This window comes from Clostridium sp. CS001 (genome assembly GCF_020443565.1).
In the GTDB taxonomy this organism is placed as follows: Bacteria; Bacillota; Clostridia; order Clostridiales; family Clostridiaceae; genus Clostridium_AD.
On sequence record NZ_JAIZZN010000002.1, the window covers coordinates 209,440 to 232,841 of the forward strand.

General features: G+C 32.0%; 17 protein-coding genes. 9 read left to right on the forward strand and 8 right to left on the reverse strand.

What is annotated here, in order from left to right; genetic code table 11:
- Positions 1-10 precede the first annotated feature (10 nt).
- The 5 genes from LGK97_RS02705 to LGK97_RS02725 all read left to right on the forward strand — a co-directional run bounded on the left by LGK97_RS02705 (position 11) and on the right by LGK97_RS02725 (position 7,858).
- The gene (locus tag LGK97_RS02705; RefSeq protein ID WP_226258194.1) at positions 11-877 is read left to right on the forward strand and encodes a carbohydrate ABC transporter permease; all 867 of its coding nucleotides are present in this window, start codon (positions 11-13) and stop codon (positions 875-877) included.
- Positions 877-1,704 (forward strand): carbohydrate ABC transporter permease, encoded by an 828-nt coding sequence (locus LGK97_RS02710; protein ID WP_226258195.1) that lies wholly within the window; start codon positions 877-879, stop codon positions 1,702-1,704. The genes LGK97_RS02705 and LGK97_RS02710 overlap by 1 nt, the downstream gene beginning before the upstream one ends.
- 100 nt (positions 1,705-1,804) lie before the next feature.
- Positions 1,805-3,955 carry a TIM-barrel domain-containing protein gene (locus tag LGK97_RS02715; protein ID WP_226258196.1) on the forward strand — a complete coding sequence of 717 codons (2,151 nt, stop codon included), beginning with the start codon at positions 1,805-1,807 and terminating at the stop codon, positions 3,953-3,955.
- 12 nt (positions 3,956-3,967) lie between these two features.
- Positions 3,968-5,446, forward strand: coding sequence for a 4-alpha-glucanotransferase (gene malQ, locus LGK97_RS02720; RefSeq protein ID WP_226258197.1), 1,479 nt, complete (start codon positions 3,968-3,970; stop codon positions 5,444-5,446).
- 36 nt (positions 5,447-5,482) lie between these two features.
- Positions 5,483-7,858, forward strand: coding sequence for a glycogen/starch/alpha-glucan phosphorylase (locus tag LGK97_RS02725; RefSeq protein ID WP_226258198.1), 2,376 nt, complete (start codon positions 5,483-5,485; stop codon positions 7,856-7,858).
- 223 nt (positions 7,859-8,081) lie between these two features.
- Here LGK97_RS02725 and brnQ read toward each other — a convergent pair whose 3' ends face one another.
- The 3 genes from brnQ to LGK97_RS02740 all read right to left on the reverse strand — a co-directional run bounded on the left by brnQ (position 8,082) and on the right by LGK97_RS02740 (position 13,035).
- A complete protein-coding gene (gene brnQ, locus LGK97_RS02730; protein ID WP_226258199.1) occupies positions 8,082-9,389 on the reverse strand; it encodes a branched-chain amino acid transport system II carrier protein in 1,308 nt (435 codons plus the stop codon).
- A gap of 264 nt (positions 9,390-9,653) precedes the next feature.
- Positions 9,654-10,997, reverse strand: coding sequence for a sigma-54-dependent transcriptional regulator (locus tag LGK97_RS02735; RefSeq protein ID WP_226258200.1), 1,344 nt, complete (start codon positions 10,995-10,997; stop codon positions 9,654-9,656).
- Positions 10,998-11,007: 10 nt separating this feature from the next.
- Positions 11,008-13,035: a transporter substrate-binding domain-containing protein gene (locus LGK97_RS02740; protein ID WP_226258201.1), complete on the reverse strand. Its 2,028-nt coding sequence runs from the start codon at positions 13,033-13,035 to the stop codon at positions 11,008-11,010.
- A gap of 258 nt (positions 13,036-13,293) precedes the next feature.
- Between LGK97_RS02740 and LGK97_RS02745 the strand changes: the two genes are divergently transcribed.
- Positions 13,294-14,118: an undecaprenyl-diphosphate phosphatase gene (locus tag LGK97_RS02745; RefSeq protein WP_226258202.1), complete on the forward strand. Its 825-nt coding sequence runs from the start codon at positions 13,294-13,296 to the stop codon at positions 14,116-14,118.
- Between the two features lie 95 nt (positions 14,119-14,213).
- On the opposite strand, the gene LGK97_RS02750 is transcribed toward LGK97_RS02745, so the two are convergent.
- On the reverse strand, positions 14,214-14,906 hold the full coding sequence (locus LGK97_RS02750; RefSeq protein ID WP_226258203.1) for a hypothetical protein: 693 nt from the start codon (positions 14,904-14,906) through the stop codon (positions 14,214-14,216).
- Between the two features lie 332 nt (positions 14,907-15,238).
- Between LGK97_RS02750 and aroD the strand changes: the two genes are divergently transcribed.
- Positions 15,239-16,003, forward strand: coding sequence for a type I 3-dehydroquinate dehydratase (aroD, locus tag LGK97_RS02755; protein WP_226258204.1), 765 nt, complete (start codon positions 15,239-15,241; stop codon positions 16,001-16,003).
- A 69-nt stretch (positions 16,004-16,072) separates the two neighbouring features.
- Here the strand turns inward: aroD and LGK97_RS02760 are convergent, their stop codons facing one another.
- The 3 genes from LGK97_RS02760 to LGK97_RS02770 form a co-directional block, all read right to left on the reverse strand.
- Positions 16,073-16,906 (reverse strand): deoxyribonuclease IV, encoded by an 834-nt coding sequence (locus tag LGK97_RS02760; RefSeq protein WP_226258205.1) that lies wholly within the window; start codon positions 16,904-16,906, stop codon positions 16,073-16,075.
- Between the two features lie 101 nt (positions 16,907-17,007).
- The gene (locus LGK97_RS02765) at positions 17,008-18,258 is read right to left on the reverse strand and encodes a pyridoxal-phosphate dependent enzyme (RefSeq protein WP_226258206.1); all 1,251 of its coding nucleotides are present in this window, start codon (positions 18,256-18,258) and stop codon (positions 17,008-17,010) included.
- Positions 18,259-18,363: 105 nt separating this feature from the next.
- Positions 18,364-19,266 (reverse strand): 3'-5' exoribonuclease YhaM family protein, encoded by a 903-nt coding sequence (locus tag LGK97_RS02770; protein ID WP_226258207.1) that lies wholly within the window; start codon positions 19,264-19,266, stop codon positions 18,364-18,366.
- Between the two features lie 273 nt (positions 19,267-19,539).
- On the opposite strand from LGK97_RS02770, the gene ppaX reads away from it, so the two are divergent.
- Together ppaX and LGK97_RS02780 are read left to right on the forward strand one after the other, a co-directional pair.
- Positions 19,540-20,187 carry a pyrophosphatase PpaX gene (gene ppaX, locus LGK97_RS02775; protein WP_226258208.1) on the forward strand — a complete coding sequence of 216 codons (648 nt, stop codon included), beginning with the start codon at positions 19,540-19,542 and terminating at the stop codon, positions 20,185-20,187.
- Positions 20,188-20,550: 363 nt separating this feature from the next.
- Positions 20,551-21,816 (forward strand): response regulator, encoded by a 1,266-nt coding sequence (locus tag LGK97_RS02780; RefSeq protein WP_226258209.1) that lies wholly within the window; start codon positions 20,551-20,553, stop codon positions 21,814-21,816.
- Positions 21,817-21,883: 67 nt separating this feature from the next.
- Here LGK97_RS02780 and LGK97_RS02785 read toward each other — a convergent pair whose 3' ends face one another.
- Positions 21,884-23,155: a M14 family metallopeptidase gene (locus LGK97_RS02785; protein ID WP_226258210.1), complete on the reverse strand. Its 1,272-nt coding sequence runs from the start codon at positions 23,153-23,155 to the stop codon at positions 21,884-21,886.
- Positions 23,156-23,402 lie beyond the last annotated feature (247 nt).

Below are 23,402 nucleotides of genomic sequence, written 5' to 3' on the forward strand. Positions count from 1 at the left end.
GGAGGTTATTATGAAAAATTCAAAGTTATGGTTTAGTTTGTTTGTTGGCCCTATACTTTTAGCATTTGTAATGGTGGTTATTATTCCAACATTTTTAGGGATATATTTTTCTTTCACAAGTTGGGATGGTATAGATAATAATGCGTCTTGGGTTGGACTTACAAACTATATACAAGTGTTTAATAAAGAAAGTGGTTTTTTACCAGCATTTATGTTTACGGCTAAGTTTGCAATAGTTTCAGTAATTACTATTAACTTATTTGGTTTTTCTCTTGCATTACTTGTTACAAAAGGTATGAAAATAAGCAATTTATTAAGAAGTATTTTCTTCATGCCTAATATGGTAGGGGGATTAATTCTAGGATTTATCTGGCAGTTTATTTTTACAAAGGCTTTTAGCTTTGTGGGAACAAAGCTTGGTATAGAATTTCTAAAAGGGTGGCTTGCTAGCACTTCAACAGGGTTTTTGGGGTTAGTTATACTAATGTCCTGGCAAATGTCTGGATATATGATGATTATATATATAGCTGCACTCCAAGGAATTCCTGAATCCTTAAATGAGGCAGCAAAAATTGATGGTGCAAATGGTTTTCAAAGGTTGAAAAATATAACACTTCCCCTAGTGGCACCAGCTTTTACCGTAGGGCTATTTTTAACATTATCAAATGCTTTTAAGCTATTTGATCAAAACCTATCCCTTACTAATGGCGGGCCATACAAATCCACAGAGATGTTAGCGCTAAACATATATAGTTCAGCATTTACTTATAATAAATTTGGGCTGGCTCAGGCAAAGGCGGTAATATTTTTAGTTACCATAGCATTAATTTCACTTACTCAACTATATTTCAGTAAGAAAAGGGAGGTAGAAATGTAATGAAGGTCAATACGAAAAAGAAAATAGGTTGGAACCTACTAGGAATTTCTGTTGCTTTAATATTTCTAGCACCTTTATATATTGTTTTTACTAACTCCTTTAAGACTTCAAAAGGGATTTTCACAAATGTTTTAGGTCTTCCAGGGAAGGCTACTTTTACGCTAAACAACTATGCTCAAGCCTTTAAGGATTTGAATTTTATGCATTCCTTAATGAACTCTTTATTAATCACAATAATTAGTACAGTACTAATAATAATTTTTGCATCAATGGCTGCCTGGATGCTGGTGAGAAGTAAATCAAAGTGGAGTACCTTCTTGTTTTTCTTATTTGCAGCAGCTATGCTTATACCATTTCAGTCCGTTATGCTACCTTTAATTAATATACTAGGAAAGCTTAATTTGCTAAATCCAGTAGGGCTAATTCTCGCATATCTAGGTTTTGGCTCGAGTTTATCAATTGTTCTTTATCATGGATTTATTAAGGGAATACCACTAGAACTTGAAGAAGCAGCGGTAATAGATGGTTGTAACAAGTTTCAAGTGTTTTGGTTTATTGTGTTTCCACTACTAAAGCCTATTACAGTTACTGTATCCATACTAAATGTTATGTGGGTTTGGAATGACTTCTTATTACCACAGCTTATAATAAATAAACCAGAGTGGCATACAATACCACTTAAGATGTTTTATTTCTTTGGACAATACTCTAAGAGATGGGACTTAGCACTTGCAGGTCTAGTAATTGGCATGATTCCAATAATCCTATTCTACTTCTTTGCACAAAAGCACATTGTAAAAGGAATTACTCAAGGCTCAATTAAGTAGTCTTAATTAGTGCCACCCACGTGGCAAGTGGCAAGTGACAAGTGGCAAATTTACAGATTAACAGTTAGATTAGTAGAAAATAAACCGTGAGGGTGATTATATGAAAGTTTATAAAATAACGCAAAATGTAATTAAATATTCTTTTGGAAAGCCTATTGATACTGAAGCAGTAGTAATAGAGGGGCATGAGTTTTCAAAGGAAAAGCTAGACTACTTTAAGCTGGATGAAATAAGTGGCTTAAAGTTTACTTATAAAATGTCTAGTGATTCAATTGTTTTTGGCCTTGGTGAAAATCAGAGAGGTATAAACAAAAGAGGTGGGATTTATGAGGCCTTTTGCTCTGATGACCCAAAGCATACCCCAGATAAAAAATCTCTTTATGGTGCTCATAACTTTTTAGTGGTAGATGGAGAAGAGAAATTTGGAGTATTTGTTGATTATCCAGGCAAGGTGATTTTTGATGTTGGTTTCACTCATAAGGATTATCTAGAAATATCCTTAGAGGAGCCGGATGCAGATATTTACATAATAAAGGGTGAGAAACCCTTAGATATTGTACGAGAGTTTTTAAATATTATAGGTGAAAGTTATGTGCCTCCTAAATGGGCTTTTGGATACCAACAATCAAGGTGGAGTTATCCCAATGCAGAAATTGTTCGTGAAGTTGCAAATAAGTTTATAGAAAATAATATTCCTTGTGATGCAATTTACCTTGATATTGATTATATGGAAAGATTTAAGGATTTCACCGTAGATAATGATGCCTTCCCAGATTTTAAAGATTTTACAAGGGAAATGAAAGGTAAAGGCTTTAGGCTTATTCCAATTATTGATGCAGGGGTAAAAATTGAAAAGGGTTATGATGTATATGAAGAAGGCATACAAAATGAATATTTTTGTAGTGATGAATCTGGCAAACCTTTTGTAGCAGCAGTTTGGCCAGGGCGCTGTCATTTTCCTGATTTTCTTAACCAAAAGGCAAGAGAATGGTTTGGACTTAAATACAAAATGCTTACAGATGTAGGTATTGAAGGCTTTTGGAATGATATGAATGAACCAGCGATCTTTTACACTGATAGGGGACTAGATGAAGCTATTAGGGCGGCAAAGAAGGCTGAAAATGAGAATTTGGACATTTATTCTTACTTTGCATTAACAGATAAGTTTAACAGTATGTCTAATAATTTACAGGATTATAAAAGCTTTTATCACAATATCAATGGGGAAAGAATAAACCATTATAAGGTGCATAATTTATATGGCTACAACATGACAAGAGCTGCAGGAGAAGGACTTAAAGAAATAGAGTCAAATAAAAGATTTTTACTATTTTCAAGGGCTTCTTATATTGGAATGCATAGATATTCTGGCATATGGACTGGAGATAATCATTCCTGGTGGGAACATATGCTGTTGAATATAAAAATGATGCCTTCTTTAAATATGTGTGGGTTCTTATATATTGGAGCAGATACCTGTGGTTTCAGTGGAGATGCTAATAATCAGTTAGCAATAAGATGGACTCAATTTAGCTTGTTTACACCACTTTTTAGAAATCATGCAGCTATGGGAACAAGGGACCAAGAACCTTTTTCCTTTGACAATGAAACTGTAGATATATTAAGAAGTGCCATAGAATTGCGATATGCACTTGTACATTATATCTACTGTGAATACATGAAAGCTGTAATAAATAAAAATATGTATTTTAAACCACTTTCTTTTGGATATGAGGATGAAATGAGTAAAAAGGTTGAAAATCAATTATTACTGGGAGATTCCTTAATGATTGCACCAATATATGAGGAGAATTCAGTAGGAAGGTATGTTTATCTCCCTGAAGATATGCTATTATGGAAAGCGGAAAACTACAGAGGTAGAACTTATGAAATAATAAAGGCAGGGCATCACTACATAAATGTAGAACTTAAGCAAGTTCCTATATTTATTAGGAAAAACAAAATTTTGGTTTTAGGTGAATCTGCTATGAATGTGGAAAAGCTAAATGATGAAAATCTTAGCGTCATAGCCTTTGTAGAAGACAAAGCACATTATGTTTACTATGATGATGATGGGGCTACCATGGAGTATAAGAAGGGCAAGTATAATCTGATTTCAATCTACATTGAAAAACAGGGTGAAGATTATATAATTAATGTAGATAACAATGGAAACACCAGTTTAAAGATATTAAACTTTGAGATTATAGATGTTAATGGAAGGGTATATAAGAAAGTCAAAGTGTTATAAAGGAGAAGGGTAATGATTAAGAGAAGTAGCGGCATTTTAATGCATATAACCTCGCTTCCTAGCCAGTATGGGATAGGGACCTTTGGCAGGGAGGCCTATGAGTTTGTGGATTTCTTAGTAAAAGCAGGTCAAAAGTATTGGCAGATACTACCCTTAGGCTCTACAGGTTTTGGAGATTCGCCCTACCAATCTTTTTCAGCTTTTGCAGGAAATCCATATTTTATAGATTTAGATTTTCTTAATAAGGAAGGACTTTTGAAAAAAGAAGATTACAATACTTTAGATTTTGGAGATAATCCGGAAAAGGTTGAGTACGAAAAAATATTTAATAATAGAATGCATGTGCTTAGAATTGCTTTTAATAAAAGTAAGGGTAGATACAAATTTAAAATAGAAAAATTCAAAGAAGAACATAGTCATTGGTTAGAGGACTATGCACTTTATATGGCTATAAAATATAAGTTTGGATTAATATCTTGGCAGCATTGGGACAATGATATTAAGTTAAGAGAAAAAAAGGCTTTAAAAAGATATAAAGAGCAGCTAAGGGAAGAAATAGACTTCTGGGTATTTTTGCAGTATCTGTTCTTTAAGCAGTACAAAGATCTTAAACAATATGCCAATTCTAATGGAATTAAAATCATAGGGGACATCCCTATATATGTGGCAGAGGATAGTGCAGATACTTGGGCAAATAGCGAAATTTTCTTGTTAGATGAAGCTAAAAAACCCACTGTAGTATCAGGTTGCCCACCAGATGCATTTTCGGAAACGGGACAGCTCTGGGGGAATCCAATATACAATTGGGAAGTATTAGAGGGACAAGGCTATAAGTGGTGGATAGAGAGAATTAGAGCTAATAGCAAGTTATATGATGTAACAAGAATAGATCACTTTAGAGGCTTCGAATCTTATTGGGAAATCCCATATGGTGATGAAAATGCAGTGAAAGGAACCTGGGTCAAAGGACCAGGCATAAAGCTTTTTGATGCTATAAAGGGAGCTTTAGGTAAAATAAACATTATAGCTGAAGATTTAGGTTTCTTAACAGAGAAGGTCATAGACTTCAGAATTAAGTCAGGTTATCCTGGAATGAAAGTACTTCAGTTTGCCTTTGACTCTAAAGAAGAAAGTGATTATTTACCACATAATTATGATAAAAACTGTGTAGTATACACTGGTACCCATGACAATGATACTGTAAATGGGTGGCTTAAAAATACTAATGTGCAAGATGTAGCTTTTGCATCAGAATACTTAAGGCTAAACGAAGAAGAGGGCGAAAACTGGGGGTTTATTAGCGGGGCATTAAGCTCTGTAGGAGTACTAGCAGTAGCTCAAATGCAGGATTATTTGGGTCTTGGAGAAGAGGCCAGGATGAATATACCTTCAACTCTTGGCGGAAACTGGCAATGGAGAGTTAAAAAAGAAGCTTTAAGTGACGATCTTTCTGAGAAAATATGTAAAGTAACAAAGATTTACGGTAGATAAAAATTAAAGTATAAAATGAATGAAAGGTAGATGAATATGTTCGATACGATGAAACTTAGAGAAACAATTGAAACAATTATTAAATTAGATTATGGTAAAACTTTAGCGAAGGCAAATATCCCTGAAAAGTATAATGCTCTTTCTAAAGCTATAATGGGAACAATTATAGAAGGCATGGAGGAAACAAAAAAAGCTTATGCTAAAGATAAGCGAGCTTACTATTTTTCAGCTGAATTTTTAATGGGAAGGGCATTAGGTAACAACCTAATGAACTTAGGAATTTATAAAGAGGTTTCCGAAATTTTAGAAGAAATGAATATAGATATAAATGAAGTGGAAGAAATTGAAGAAGATGCTGGACTTGGTAACGGAGGTCTCGGAAGACTTGCAGCTTGTTTTATGGATTCCTGTGGAACACTAAACCTACCAGTTACAGGTTATGGTATTAGATACAGCCACGGTTTATTTAAGCAAAGATTTGAAGATGGATTCCAAAGAGAAGAAGGCGATAACTGGCTTAAATATGGAGACCCTTGGTCAATAAGACGATCTGATGAAACGGTAATTGTAGAATTTGCAGATGGAAAGGTTAAGGCTGTACCCTATGATACTCCTATTATTGGATATGATACAAGGAATATAAATACACTTAGATTATGGAAGGCAGAAAGCTTCAAGGATTTTGACTTTCAAATGTTTAATGATCAAAAGTATGAAGAGGCAGTTAGTGAGAAGAATAAAGCGAATAATATTTCAAGAGTACTATACCCTAATGATTCTACAGAAGATGGGAAAATACTAAGATTAAAACAGCAATATTTCTTTGTAGCCGCGTCTCTAAAGGATATAATAGGAAAGTATAAAGAAAATAATGGTGAGGATTTTGCAAAATTTTCTGAGTTTCATGCAATTCAGCTTAACGACACTCACCCAGTAGTTGCAATACCAGAACTTATGAGACTACTTATAGATGAAGAAAATATATCCTGGGAAATAGCATGGAATATAACTGTTAAAACTTTTTCTTATACAAATCACACTATTTTAGAAGAGGCTTTAGAGCAATGGCCTAGTAGTCTTTATAAAAAAATACTTCCGAGGATTTATGAAATAATTAAAGATATAGATAAAAAGTTCATTCTAGAACTTGCAGAAAAGGGCTATGATTCAGACAGGATAAACTCTATGTGCATAACTTATGATGATAAGATTCGTATGGCTTTCCTTGCAATCCATGGAACTCATACTACAAATGGAGTTGCACAGCTTCATACAGATATATTGAAGTTTCAAGAACTAAAGCAGTGGCATGAACTTTATCCAAATAGATTTCAAAACAAAACCAACGGAATCACACAAAGAAGATGGCTTGCCCTTTGTAATAAGGAACTATCACAAATGATTACGGAGCTTTTGGGTACAAATAATTGGATAAAAGATTTATCAGAGTTAAAGAATCTTGAAAAGTTTTTAGATGATGATGAAGTATTAAATAAATTTCTAAGTATAAAGCAAGATAAAAAGGCGCAATTAGCTAACTATATAAAGGTTCATGAGGGAACTTTCATAAACCCAAATTCTATATTTGATATTCAGATAAAAAGACTCCATGAGTATAAAAGACAGCTACTAAATGCCTTTGGTATTTTAGATTTATATTATAGACTAAAGGAAAATCCAGGAATGGACATAGTACCTAGAACTTTTATATTTGGAGCTAAAGCGGCTCCTGGATATATTAGAGCAAAAGGCATCATTAAGTTTATAAATGAAATAGCAAAGTTAGTAAACAATGATCATCAGGTTAATGAAAAGCTTAAGGTTGTATTTGTACAAAATTATAGAGTATCCTATGCTGAAAAGTTATTTCCTGCAGCAGATATCTCCGAGCAAATATCTACAGCAGGAAAAGAAGCTTCAGGTACCGGAAATATGAAGTTTATGCTAAATGGTACTCCAACTATTGGAACATTAGATGGGGCGAACGTGGAAATTGTAGAGGAAGCAGGAGAAGAAAATAACTTTATCTTTGGGGCAAGAGTAGAGGAAATAAAGGGAATTAAGGATACGTATAAACCCAAAGATTATTATGAAAGAAGTCCAAGGCTTAAGAGAGTTGTAGATACATTAATAGATGGAACCCTCTCTGATGGAGGCACAGGTATGTTTAAGGAATTATATAATTCTCTTCTTGAAGGTACATCTTGGCACAAGCCAGATCATTACTTTATATTTAGAGACTTTGAGGATTATATGGAAGCTCAAAATAAAGTAGACAAAGCATACAGAGATAGATTAGGCTTTTCAAGAAAGTGTTTTAAAAATATGAGTAATGCTGGAAAGTTTAGCAGTGATAGGACTATAGAAGAATATGCAAGAGATATTTGGCATATACAGGCTAAGAAAATTTAAAGAAGCTCCCTTAATAAGAAGGCATTATCATCTTACATAATTTACTCATAACAAATATCATTGTAACAATGACGATTTTATGTAAGGGGTATGATTATAGTGAAAACTATAAGAACTAAATTAGCTTCTAAATAGAAGAATCATACAGTCAATCTTGCATATAACTAGAAAAACAACATTCTTATTATTAGAATGTTGTTTTTCTAGTTTAGGATAGATATGTTTAGGCTGCATCTACTTCTATTTGCTCAAGTACAGTATATTGTTTTGGTTTTATTGAAATGTTAGAAATTACAAAAGCTAACAAAGTAGGTATAAACCATGAGAAGCCAACACCTGCTAAAGGAATAAATTTAATGAATCCAATGACATTTGGGTATATACCATTTATAGTATCTAAAATACTTATAATTAGCGCTGTATATGTAGTTATAGCAACAACCTTATTACTTTTAACTTTATCACCAAGCAATGTAATAGCTATAAGAACGATTACAATTGGATATAAAATTTGTAGCACAGGACCTGCTAATGAAATTATAGAATCAACATTTTTTGTAGCTATTAATCCACTTACGGAGGCCATAATAACAGCAGCAGTTTTGTATGATATTTTATTGTTTGAAACATTAGCAAAGAATTCAGCTCCACTGGCAAGTAGACCTATAGCAGTTGTTAGGCATGCAAGAGCAACACACAAACCAAGAATAACTGCACCAATGCTTCCTAAATCTAACTTAACGATATCTGTAACTAGCTTAGTTCTTGCTACATCTGTTGGAAATAGAGTACTTGTCTGTGTTCCAAGATACATAAGTCCACCATATACAAAGGCCAAACCCGCTACAGCAACTAATGCTGATTTTATAGTCATTTTCATTATATCTTTTGCATTTTCATAACCTTTTGATCTAACAGAGGAAATAATTATTCCAGCAAATATAACAGAAGCCATGGCATCCATTGTTTGATAACCTTCTATTAGAGCCTTTGATAATCCGCCTTTGTAGGATGTATTTATAATTGGCCCAATTGGATCTATTATTCCTTTAAATATAATTATAGCCAGCATTAATAAAAGTGCGGGGGTAAGTATTTTGCCTATATTATCAATTATTGAAGAGGGTTTAAGAACAAATGCAAGAGTTATTGCAAAGTATAATACAACTGCTATGTTTTGTGGTATAGATGGAAATATAGGATGTATACCAAGTTCAAAAGTTGTTGCAGCGGTTCTTGGAATCGCAAATAACGGTCCTATAACAAGAATTAAAGCAATACCAGTTATTACAGCAAAATTTTTACCTACTCTATTTGCCATTTTGTCGTAAGTACCATTAATTTTAGCACAGGCAATTACTCCAGCTAATGGAAGACCAACTCCTGTAATGAGAAAGCCTATTATAGATGCAAAAAATGCACTTCCTGCAGCTTTTCCAAGAGTTGGTGGGAAGATAAGGTTTCCTGCACCGAAAAACATTGCAAATAGTGCAAAACCTATAACAATTGAATGTTTTGTTGAATTTTTCATTAAACATACCTCCATATAAATAAATTTTTATAATACTTAGATGTAATTAACTCATTTGCTTATATACAGCAAGCGTTGTGCCAAAATCTTCTGATTTTCATATTTTTCTGAAATTGGGTCGAAATTGACCTAAAAGCTTGCACTTGTGCATATTAAAAGAGTCTATTTTAAGAAAGTAGCTGTAAGTGTTTATGTTTGATTTATATCTTCATAATAAAAGCGGGCAATTTTTTTCCCACTACAATGGAAAAAAATTGCCCACTTTTATTTTTGTATATCATATTCATTGACTTTATTTTGTAGCTGCCTTCGAGTAATGCCCAGCACTGTTGCTGTTTTTGTCATGCTAAAATTATTTTTAACCAGTACTGTTTCTATATATTTTTTTTCTATTGCAGACCTAAATACTTTTAATGTTTGATCTCCTTCGTAGTCAGTAGCTGGCATTTCATGAACTAGCAAGTCATCTTTTGATATAATACCGTTTTCGCTAAATACCATTAGCCTTTCAATTATGTTTTTTAACTCTCGTATATTGCCTGGATAGTCATACTGGTTTAGATATTCCCAAACTTCAGGCTCTATGGTGTGAATTTCTTTCTTCATTTGCTTAGAGGCTATGGAGATGAAGCTACTGGCCAAGCTACATATGTCTTCTTTATGTTCCCTTAGTGGAGGTATTTCAATGATGATAGTATTAATTCTATAGTAAAAGTCTTCTCTAAATAGTCCTTCAGATATTAGTTTTACTATAGATTTGTTGGTGGCGGTTATAAGCCTAAAGTCAACGGAAGTACTTATGTTACTACCTATTTTTTCTATTGCTCTGTTTTCAATAACTCTTAGTAGCTTTACTTGAGTAGATAAAGGCATATCAGCTATTTCATCTAGAAATAAAGTTCCCATGCTAGCAGATTCAAATCTACCAACTCGTTCTTCAGTGGCACCAGTGAAGGCTCCCTTGCTATGTCCAAACAATTCAGATTCTAATACACTTTCAGATAGAGCATGACAGTTAACAGCTATAAAGGGCTTATTTTCCCGCTGGCTCTGAGTGTGAATGTAGTTTGCAAATACCTCTTTTCCTACTCCCGATTCGCCAAGGAGTAGCACATTGACTGAAGTTTTAGCTACCTTTCCAGCCATATCTATAACTTTTTTAAATTCTTTATTTTCTGATTGTAGAATTGATTTTTCTCTTTTATCATTTGTTTTAGAAGAAAGTTCTGATTTTTTGTATTCAATATATACTTTTTCTATTTCGTCTATTAGTTCAATAGGGTCATTTCCTTTTACAAAATAAGATACCGCTCCTTTTTTCATTGCCTCAACTGCAGTAGGTATAGTTGCATATGCAGTCATTAATATAACTTTAATATCTTGTTTTAAGGTTATGATTCTTTCTAAAAGCTCTATACCGTTAATTCCATCCATCATTAAATCGGTTACTACCATTTGATATTTTTTATGTTTAATTTTAGCTATAGCAGCTTCTGCTGATAATACAGTTTCTATAAGATACCCTTCAATTTCTAGTATTTTGGTTAGTCCTTTTGAATAAGCTGCTTCGTCATCCACTATTAATATATGATAATTCTTAGTATTCATTTATTGTCTCCTATTTCAATATTAGTATGGGGTCATGCATCTTTGTTGGAAGTGTAACAATAAACTTTGATCCCTTGGAAAGTTTACTTTCAACTGTAATGGTTCCTTCCATTTTTTGTACTTCGTTATAAACAATAAACAGTCCAAGTCCTGTACCTTTGCCTACTTGTTTAGTAGTATAAAATGGATCAAATAAGTGCATTTGTGTATTTAGGTCCATGCCAGCACCTGTGTCAGATACTTCTATGATTATATTTTCATTAGATCTAAAGGCTTGCACCGCAAGTATACCGCCTTTCTTCATAGCATCAGTAGCATTTGAAAAAAGATTTAGTAGGATATGCTTCAAAGATTCACTATATAACTCTACTTCTAAGTCCACTTCCACAGATAACTTAAATTGTATATGTTTTTGCATAAAAGCCTTTTGATTTAGTTCATAAAGGTTTGATATGAAATCTTTAACTTGTATGGTATGTACTTTATTATCAGAAAGCCTTGAAAAGTTTAAAAGATTATCTATAATTTTATTAGCTCTAGTCACTGAATTGTCTATTGCAATAATTGCCTCTTTTTTATCATCATCTTCTTCAGTACGCTTAAGTAGATATGTATAGTTCCTAATGATTCCAAGGGGTGTTCTGATTTCATGTGCAATACCTGCGGCAAGTTGGCCTACAGCAGCCATTTTGCTTGATTGTAACATCCTTTGCTTTGAAAGATTTAGATCAGTTATATCTTCCATCATAACAAGTACACGCTCTTTAGTGTTTGATACCTTATCCAGCATGTAAGTTCTTACTTTAAAGGTTCGATTTTGATATTCTACTTCTTTTTCTATTGAAGTTCTATTTTCAAATATATTTTTAATGAGGCAAATATCACAATTAATTCCTAGTATTCCGTTGATATTTTTGCAGTGCATGTTTTTCACTGCATCTGCGGGGTAACCTATATGGTCACAAAATGCTGTATTGGCTTCGCTGACGTAGCAGTCCTCGTTTACAACCACCATTAAATGAGTGGTAAGCCCGTTGAAAGTAGTTTCTAATTCGTTTTTAGACATATTAAGTGCATTTGTTTGTTTTTTAACTTCTTTCTTTAGTTCTCTGTTCCAATAATAGAAAAATAGTGCCACTAGCATGGCTAGGAGTATAGCATATTTAACTAAAAGCATATATTTCTCAGCGTTGTTATTTTTCATTATTAGTGGTGATATGCCAAACCATTTTTCATGTATTCTTTCCATAGTGTTATCTTTTTGCAGCTGATATATTGCTTTGTTAAGTATTTTCACTAATGTTTCATTACCCTTTTTCACACCTATTACTGCTTCTCTTTCGTACAAGTATTCATTTAGTATTGAATATTCACGGCTAAGTCCTTCTTGGGTTATATAATAGTTTATTACTGATTCATCCCCAAGTACAGCATCTACTTCACCTTTTTCTAGTTTGCTAATAGCGTCTCTTAAGTTTTCAGTTTCAACTCCATTTACCTCAGTATAATTTTCAGATAAATAATCGAATATGTAGTCTTCTTTTATTGCCGCTATAGTTTTATGTTTTATATCTTCTGGTTTTTTAATGTTAGTATTATTTTTCTTTATTAATATAGCTCCTCTTTGGTAGTATATAGGGTCAGTAAATATAAAGCTACGAGACCGCTCCTTGGAAGCATGCATATCACAAAAATCTATAGTTCCTTTTTGAAGGGCCTCAAGGGCTTCATGCCAAATCATAGGCTTCATCTTTACGTTGACTCCGAGTTCAATAGAAAGAGCATTGAGATAATCGATTACAAGTCCCTCATATTGTCCATTATCTGGATTTAGATATCTTAGCGGTGGAGTATTTTGATCAGCGCCGTATATCAAGTCTCCATGTTCTTTCAAATACGTTATTTCAGAGGAGTTTAGCCAATTGTCTTTTCCAAAATATTCGACTACGCTCATATTGTGTTCTATTTTAAAATAACTATTTGCAAATATAAGTGCTGTTAATATAATTAAAAATCCTAATATATATTTTTTCTTCATTACTTTTTCACCCTACACTAGTATAACAGTAAATCTTAAAATTTGCCTTAGAAAAGGAATGAAAACTAGTGCTTTTTCTATTTGTAATAGAATAATATAATTGTAAAGAGGTAGACAAAAAGTAGATGAAAACAGATTTAAACTGATTTTTATAAATTTCCTATAGAATTCCCAAAAATAAAGTGTATAATATAATTGCATTGTTTATAGTGAGTGTACCTCATTTTATAAATAACTATTAAAGGAAGTGATTAACATATGGAATTTATTGAAATAGTAAAAGCGATTATTCTTGGTATTGTTGAGGGGCTCACCGAGTGGTTACCTATAAGTAGTACAGGACATATGATTTTAGTTGATGAGTTTTTGAAACTAAATGTGAGTGCAGCTTTTAAAGAAATGTTTTTTGTAGTTATTCAGCTTGGAGCAATAATGGCAGTTGTGATTTTATACTTTAAAAAGTTAAATCCTTTTGTAATGAAAAAGAGGTTAACTATAAAAGCGGATACTTTCTTATTGTGGTTAAAAATAATTATTGCCTGTGTTCCGGCGGCAATTATTGGTATGTTATTTGATGATAAACTGGATGCAACGTTTTATAACTATCAGACGGTTGCAATTGCACTAATTCTGTATGGTATTCTTTTTATAATTATTGAAGCCAGAAACAAAAATATAATTCCCAAAATTAATGAACTATCACAAATTACTTATAAAACTGCAATCATTATAGGAATATTTCAAGTTTTAGCATTAATTCCTGGTACATCCAGATCGGGTGCAACAATACTAGGTGCAATACTAATAGGAACATCCAGAACGGTAGCAGCAGAGTTCACATTTTTTCTAGCTATTCCTGTTATGTTCGGAGCAAGTCTATTAAAAATCCTTAAATTTGGTTTTGTTCTAACAAATGCTGAATTTATCATTCTATCCACGGGCATGATAGTTTCATTTTTAGTTTCCATATTAGCCATTAAATTCTTAATGGGTTATATAAAGAAACATGATTTCACGGTGTTTGGTTGGTATAGAATTGTACTTGGAATTACAGTAGTTTTATATTTTTTATTTTTAGGATAACATTGATAATTAATAAAACTCTGATTAATTATTAATAGCTTAGTGGTAGGTGTAAAACCCCACTAAGCTATTTTTTTTATCTTTGCGTTTGTAATTTATTCATTAGTGCTACTAGTTTTGCCCTGTAACTCATCAAATCTTTTCATGACTTCAGCCATGGTATCTTTAGAAATTTGAGGCAAGTCACTCTTTGTTGCTTTACTAAAATCTATTCCAGCTTGTGAAAATCCTTTTTCTACGGCCTCTCTCATTTGCTGTAGTTTGGCTGGATCATCTCCAGCTATATACTTCGCCATAGTCATAATACGATCTGCCACCGCAGTTACAGAATATGCTCCACCCTCAGCTATTGCCTTTGCTGCACCTTCTTGTGTTGTTGCAAGTGGAGGGTATGCCTTTTCTACAGAGCCAAATATTTTAGTAAGTAAATCTGAAGTATCCTTTGATTCGTCATCAGAACCAACATCAGTTAATTTTCCAAGTATTTTGTTTTGATTATTTATTGTATCACTTATGAACTTCTTAATAAAATCTATTTTTAAATTTTCTTGTTCTTCGTTTAAAGCCTTAACTTCTTCGGCAGAAAGTTTCTTTTTTTCAGGTTTATAGGTTGAATTTGCTATGTCTTCTTCTGTAGATTTAATAAAGACATCATTTCCTAAATCTTGTTTTACACCTTGAACTTTTGAAGTATCATTATTTTCATTACTTTTAATATTTATTTTTTTTGTATCATTTGCAATGGTGTAATTTGGGGTATCAATTCCTTTGATTCCAGCAGTATACATACATAACACTCCTTTCCGTTTCATTATTAAGTTCTCTTATTACATTATCGTTTAATTATTAATATACTTAAGGAGTATAGGGACAATTTCTAGCCCGCCATTCAAAGTTTAAATTTGGACATTGATTTCAATAGTATAATTGTTTTTTCTGCGTATTTATTTATTGGTTTTTAATTTCTTTGGGACTTAGTTGGATTTCAAAAAAACCTGTAGAGAAAATTGTTAGTTAAAATGAAGAAGATAAATAGTGTATAATATATTATAGAATAATAATATTAAGCATAGGATTATTTTTATGAAAACAATAATCGGAAATAGAAGGGATGCTAACAATGAAGACAATAGTTAAGATTAAAGATGTTAAAATTGGTGAAGGCCTTCCTAAAATTTGTATTCCAATGGTGGGGGAAACTATTGCACAACTTGTAGTGGAAGCACAATTTTTAAAAGAACTTGATTTTGATGTTGTAGAATGGCGTGTAGATTTTTTCGAAGAGGTTACTAATATAGAAAAGGTTAAAGAAGCGTTACAAGAAATTAGGGTGGTGTTAGCTCATAAGCCTATTATTTTCACATTTAGAAGTGCTAAAGAGGGCGGGCAAAGGGAAGTTGCTGCAGAATTTTACGTTGAATTAATTAAATCAATTGTTGAAACAAAACTTATTGAAGTTATAGATGTAGAATTGTTTAATGAAGAAAATTACGTGAAAAAATTAGTTGAAGTAGCGCATGCAAATGGCGTAGCGGTAATTATATCTAATCATGATTTTTTTAACACACCAGAAAAAGAAGAAATAATAACAAGGCTAAAAAGAGCTCAAGAGTTAGGGGGAGATCTTCCTAAAATTGCAGTAATGCCTACTTGTGTGAAGGATGTTATTACACTTTTAGATGCAACTCGTATTATGAATGAACAATATGCTAATACTCCTATTATTACAATGGCCATGGGAGAAAAAGGTCTTATAACCAGACTGTCAGGGGAGCTATTTGGTTCGGCATTAACATTTGCTGCAGCTAAGGAGGTTTCTGCGCCAGGACAAATTTCTGTAGATGAACTACGCAAAGTTATGGAATTGCTTCATAAGAACACGTAAATAAGATATATCACTGTAGAATTAAAAATGCACCCTTAGGTGCATTTTTGTTGAATGTAAGATTTTTAGCTATTCTGTGTAAGCTTCTCGTAATATTCTAATTTCCTCAGCATGACCAGGTAATTCGTTGGGAGTTTCTAAAAAGAAGGGCAAGTGACGTAATTTAGGGTGATTAATAATTTTAAAAATCGCTTCTTTCCCAATAAAGCCCTCACCAATGGTTTCATGACGATCTTTATGACTCTCAAAGGGGTTCTTGCTATCATTTAAGTGAATTGCATATAGCTTATCAAGGCCAATAATCTTATCGAATTCATCTATTACACCATCAAGATTATTAACAATATCATAGCCAGCATCGTAAACGTGGCATGTATCTAGGCATACCCCTAGTTTATTGGAAAGGTGAACACCATCAAGGATTTCTTTTAACTCATAAAAATTGCGACCAACTTCAGTTCCCTTACCAGACATTGTCTCAAGAAGCACCGTAGTAGTTTGATCTGGCTTTAATACTGTGTTAAGCATATGAATAATATATTCAATACCTATCTTTGTACCTTGTTTTACATGGTTACCTGGGTGAAAGTTATAAAAATTATTTGGGAAGTATTCCATCCTATCTAAATCATCTGAAATGACTTCTATAGTGAATTCTCTTGTGTGCTCATCAGCAGAACAAGCATTTAAAGTGTAGGGTGCATGGGCAAGTATTTTAGCAAAGTTATTTTCTTTTGTTAATTTTAATAAAGCTTCTGCATCGATAGGGTCAATGTCTTTTGCCTTACTGCCTCTTGGGTTACGAGTGAAAAACTGAAATGTATTTGCTCCTATTGATAGAGCATCCTCTCCCATAGATTTATAACCCTTAGATACTGATAAATGACAACCTATATTTAACATCACTTTTTCTCCAATCAGTTTATTTTGAAATAAACAAGATATTTTTATAGAAAAGAGCTTTGATAAAATTGTTAGTTTATCGAAGCTCTTTTATTTATTTTTTAATCATTTTTTGATAGATGGATCATTCTAGAATAATAATCTTTGAAACCCATTTTTTCATATAGCTTAATAGCTCCCAAATTGTTTCGCTCTACATGAAGTGAAATATTTCCTTCAGATAACTCTACTGCCTCATTTAGTATCATAGTTGCAATTCCGCTACCTTCTATTTTATCACTAGTAGCGATATAGGCCAAATGATATTTTGTAGCAAAGTATTTAAATCCTAAATCTACAACAATTCCTATACCGCATATCTCATTATTATTAAATGCTGCAATAACAAAACCTTTTTCTACCGCATTTGCATAAGCTTCTTCAATTTCACAAATAGGATCTGTAAACTCATTAAGCCATTTATTCACAGAGGTTATAATCTCATTGTCATCTATGCCATCTTCTTTTGTAACTTGCCTTACGTCTATATCAATTCTTCCATCATTTAGCACTATAACATGATTGCCGTTAGAAAGTTTTTTTTCTTCGGCTGTTTTCATGAATCCTGCAATTGCATATCCGTTTTTGTCAGTGAGCTTAATATTTTCAATTTTTTCAAATTCAGAAACATAATAATTTACTTCTTCATCTGTTAGTTCTATAAGGTCTCCTACAGTATCATTGATCGAAGTTTTTATGTCATTAGTGTAGCTATTTAACAGTGGAATTTTCTTTAATTTGCCATCAATCCATAGTTTCCTAAACCCTAGGTCAAGACCACTTAAAGAATAGCCATACCTAGATTCTAAAAATACTGTATCAATCTCACCTTTTATTTTTGAATGTAATTCCTCTGCCACTTTTGAATAGGCTATGTTACTGATCATTGAATTATTCATTCCGGGGTTTGCGTTGTACCAACCATTTTTTTTACATAACATTATAACCTGATCAGTACGCTCTCCTATTGTTTCACCAAATTCAATAAACTTAATATTGGGTTTATCAAATAGATCATTACCCATATAGTCATATTTATTAGATACTACAAAAACACAGTTTATATCATAAAATTGAGATAAAAACGCAAGTGATTTTGCAAAATTAACACCAATACTCAAACAAATTGTTTTTTTATTAACCCTTAAGGCATCTTTTATCAATATATAAGTTAATCTATCAATACGATATCCTGAAGGATTATTACCTTCTAATTTTAAATAAATATTTTTAATATCTAACTTTTTTTCTAAGTTTTTAGCTCTTATTAATGGTGTTTTCCCTACTCTTTTTTCGATTAAAACACTATTCATAAAGCACCTCCTATTTTGTATAACCTTATACCTTTACCAATTATTTGTCAAGTTTGGTATACAGGATATTACAATTAGAACTTATGAGATTCCTAATATAATTTATTATAAATACAATTTAGTTTCAATTCTTCTATCATATTCTGACCAATTTCCAGACTCGGTTTTATCCTTTACTTGAGAGATCTTATTCATTGTAGCATCAATAGAATCAGCAAAATTAACTATAAAGGATTCCTCCATTTTCATTCCTCTTGGAGAACCAAATTCAGGTTTTCCATGATGCTGAACAATGCACCCTTTTATCCTAGTAACGAAATCCTCTGAATAAAGTGTTGGATTTTCTCGAACTGCCTTATCAAGTAGTTCTACTCCAATAACAATATGACCTTCCATTTCTCCTCTGAGAGTATACTTAAAAGGACCATCATAATATAATTCATAGATTTTTCCAATATCATGAAGTTTTGCTGCAAGTATTGCTATTTCTGTTCTTCTGCATTCATATCTTTCACAAAGCATGGCTGTTAGATGCATAACATTTAGGGTGTGTTCTGCAAGACCACCTATATAATTATGATGCATAGATACTCCACCAATTCCTCTTTTAAACTTATCAAGGACTAGTTCATCCTTAAAGAAAAAGTCATTTAAAGCCTTACCCTCATCTGAAAGAACATATCTATCAGTAAGAGAGTCAATTTCACCCATGATATCTTCAATAGGTCTTTTTACGGTTGGAAGATAATCTGAGAGAGTAAAATCAAAAATAAGTTTATATTTCTTAACATCTAGATTTCTATCTTTAATACCTTCAATCTCTAGAACGCTACCTTCTTTAATATCACCAGTTTTACTAGGTATGTTAGCTTTTATTTCACCGCTTTTATCAACTAAGATACAGACAACCTTAGATGAATCTTTAACTAGTATCTTCATTACCATTAAAGATATTTTAATGGTATTTTCTTCTTTTATATCACATAAAAAAAACTCTTTTGTACTCATAATTTCCTCCGAATCAAATTTATTTTTCAAATATAGTATATGTATATAGACCACTTATTACTATACCATATTTATTTTTATAAGAGTAATGCTTGGTGAAACTATATCTGTAGGTTTCTTTTGGTTTGCCCTAAATGAAGCAGTAATGTTATAATAAAAAATATGTGGTATTTATATAAACTAGATTTTTGATTTTATAAGACATGGATTTTGGCAAAATGAAAAGAATCATATTAACTCCGTTGTTGGGGCTTAGAAAGGAAGGAAGAGTTCATGACCATTAAGAATATTTTATTTGATTTAGATGGAACTTTACTAGATACTAATGAATTGATTATACAATCTTTTAAGCATACTTATAAAACACACTTGAATAAGGATGTAGATAAAGATGAAATTATTAAAAGCTTTGGAGAAATTTTAAAAATTACGCTGGATAGGGAGTTTGGTGAGCATAGTGATGAAGCTATTAAGACTTATAGAAATTTCCAAGTTGAAAACTTCGAAAAGCTTATTGCCATCCATCAGGGCGTAAAGGAAGGTATAATAGAGCTTTATAGTCAGGGCTATAAGCTTGGAGTTGTGACCTCTCGTTTAAATGATTCTGCTATAAGGGGATTAAAGCATTTTGGATTAATGGAATATTTTCAAAGCATTATAGGAGCAGATGATACAGACAAGCATAAACCGGACCCTACTCCAGCATTTATGGCGTTAAAGGAAATGGGTGGCAAGCCAGAAGAAACTATGATAGTAGGAGATAGTCCCTTTGATATTCTATGTGGAAAAAACGCAGGGATAAAATCAGTGGCTGTGGGGTGGAGTGCACTACCTATGGATACTATTCTTAAGTATGAACCAGATTATGTTGTAGATAGCATGGAGGAATTGATTACCTTGATTGAAAGTTTAAAGGAGTAGCATCTATATATAGAATTTAATATTAATAAAGAAAAGTACGGATATCATTTTAAAATGAAAAACTGTACTTTTTTTTATTTTAGTTATTAATAGCCTGATATTGTGTTGAATCATTTTATGTTTAATTTAAAGAAAAAGTTTATCATGGTAATTATTTTGATTGTGGTGGTAAAAAGTTAGGTAAATTTTGCATTTAAGGGTCAAGTAATTGAACAAGAAAAAAATATTTGTTGTAAAAAAAGGTATTTTGTAATTTGATGTAGAATTACAATATAAATAAACGGTATAATGGAAACAAGATTGTACCTAGTTAGAAAACTAATCAGAAAATTATAAAGGATATAAATAGAAGAGGTGTAAAATATGTTAAAGGTATTACATGTTGATGAGAATCTGTTTTACAAAGAAGTATTAAAGGGAATTTCAATTGAAATGGATTTTAAGTATTTCTTTTCATCAAAGCCATTGAAGGCATTTGAAATAATAAGTAGTAATAAAATTGATCTTATTATTACTAGTTTGCAATTTCAAGGCAACGAAACAGGGGAAGAATTTATTCAACAATTAAAAGAAAGCGAATATAAAAGTATACCAATAATTGTTTTAACATCAGCTGATAACCAGCAATTGAAAGAGCGTTTAATAAATATTGGAATATTAGATTTTTTGAAGAAAGACGATTTTTATGAAAAATTAATATTGCATATTTCCAAGCTTAGAACAGGCGATTTTTTATCCTATCAGCTACAGAATATGAAGATAGCTGTTTTGGATGACGATAAGCTACAATTATTAATGATAAATGATGTTTTTAAGAATAATAATATAACGAACGTAGATTATTATACTAATTCGAAGGATTTATTAAGTAGCAATCAAGAATATTGTATTTACATTATAGATTATATGCTTCCATATATATCTGGAGATAAGGTTATAGAAAAAATTCGAATTAAAGATGAGTATTCTGTAATTATGGTAATTTCAAGCGTTGAGGATCAAAATGTTATTTCAACAATTTTTTCTATTGGTGCAGATGACTATATTACAAAACCTTATTCAGCAAATATTTTTTTAGCTAGATTAAAAGCTAATGTAAGAACATATAACCTTTTACGAAAATTAAAAGAAAAAAATAGTAAACTTGAACAGATTATAAAAATTGATGGATTTACTGGACTATTAGATCATAAATACATTATAGAACAATTAGAACAAGAGATAATAAAATATAGTAGGGGGCGTTCTCCACTTTCAATTATGATGCTTGATATAGATGGTTTTAAACTCATAAATGATAACTATGGACATCAGTGCGGTGATGAGGTAGTACTTGAGCTAAGTAATTTATTGCAAGGTTCTCTCCCTAAAATAAGTTTTATCGGAAGGTACGGAGGAGATGAATTTTTAATAGTAATTCCAGAATCAAATTTAGCTGACTCATGTAGCATTGGAGAGAGCTTGAGGAAAGAAATTGAAAGTTTATATTTTAGTAAAGATAAAATAAAATTAACAATCAGCATAGGTATTGTCGAATTAAGAAATGAAGACTCTTTTGAGCTTATTAAAAGAGCAGATGACTTATTATATAAAGCTAAAAACAACGGTAAAAACAGAATTGAATATTAACAAGTGTCTCTCACTCAATAAAATGAATCACCGCTTACCCTTTCAAAAAAGTAAGCGGTGGTTTTTATTATACAAGTGCTGCTAGTAAAAGTAGCCCTAGATTGTCATTATATATTTTGCTAAACTCTGAAATTGGTAGAGGATTTACCCCACGTCCTACTTCTATTGTAAAACCAGGTTTTCTATATCTTCCAATAAACCAATCCTTATAACCAGCATAGGAAGCTATTCCCGAGGTCTCCGATAATTCATAACCACTGACCTTTGAAAAAAGCTTAGCAATTCTTTGAGCGTCCGGAGGAATTATATTTAAATATTTCCAATAGATTATTTCTCCTTGGCTATGATAGGCTAGAACTAATCTAAAGTTATGATTTCTAGTAAAATCTGCAACTGACTTACTTTCAGGTTCTGACTCTGGAGCAGGACCTGAATATCTCGTTGGACCAGGGCCAGTAATTCCAAGGGCTATTTCTCCTTGCTTGGATAAGTTAAAGGAAGCATCATAATTGTGATTTAGGTCCACGCCTCTGATATTTGCCTGCCAAACTTTTGAAAAGTCTGTACTTCCATTATTCCATCTAATAAGGCTTGTGTAGAAGGGATTATCCTTTTGAAGACCATCAAGCACTAAGTTTACACCATCTGGATTTACCATTGGAAGTATATAGATCGTACTTTTCTTCCATATTTCCCGTACATTATACCCGCTTAGATTACTTCCTTTCGCATAGGCTTTTGAAAAATCTTCTACAAATTTCATTAGAAGCACTGACGTAATCCACTCTAAACTATGATGAGAAGCATTATAAAAAACTTCATTTGGTCCATTACCAAGTTTGATATAGTGTAAGTTTTTGCCTAAGACACTTTTTCCAGCAGTTCCGATTTCTATAAATGGATATCTAGCCTTTAATCCCTGTATGTCATTCTCCATGATCCCATAAGTATAGTTTATATTTGTATCAACTATATCGATACCATAAGGCACAATAATTCTTTGTCCTACTTTGAGATTTGATATAATGATACCTGGATTAGCAGTGAGGATTTTATTTATTGTTGTATAGTATCTTCTTGCTATACTATACAAAGTATCTCCAGGCTTTATAGTGTAGTTATCATAACCAAGCCTAAATCTTTCTAAAACTTTATAAGTAGTTGGTCCAATAATGCCATCGGCAGTTAATCCGCTATTTCTCTGAAACTGAATAACGGCTTGCAATGTTTGATTGCCAAACGCACCATCAATTATACCAGGGTTATAACCTATTTTTCTTAAAAGTGCTTGAATTTCCATAACGTCTGAACCCGTTGAACCCAATTTTAAAACTCTCACAAAGTCCTCCCATTGTGTGATTGTTAACCATTATTATATTATGATACTAAAGGTTATCTGTGAGTAATTTCTAATTAGAATATTAACATTACGTAGAGACTATGGAAAACTCCTTTATCATATTATATTTAATATTTAAAGTGTTTTACTAATAAATGTAGAATTTCCATGATAAAGATAATATAATATAGAAAAAGGTATTAAAATATACAAATTTGGAGTATATGCCTGTTAAGGAAACAATAAA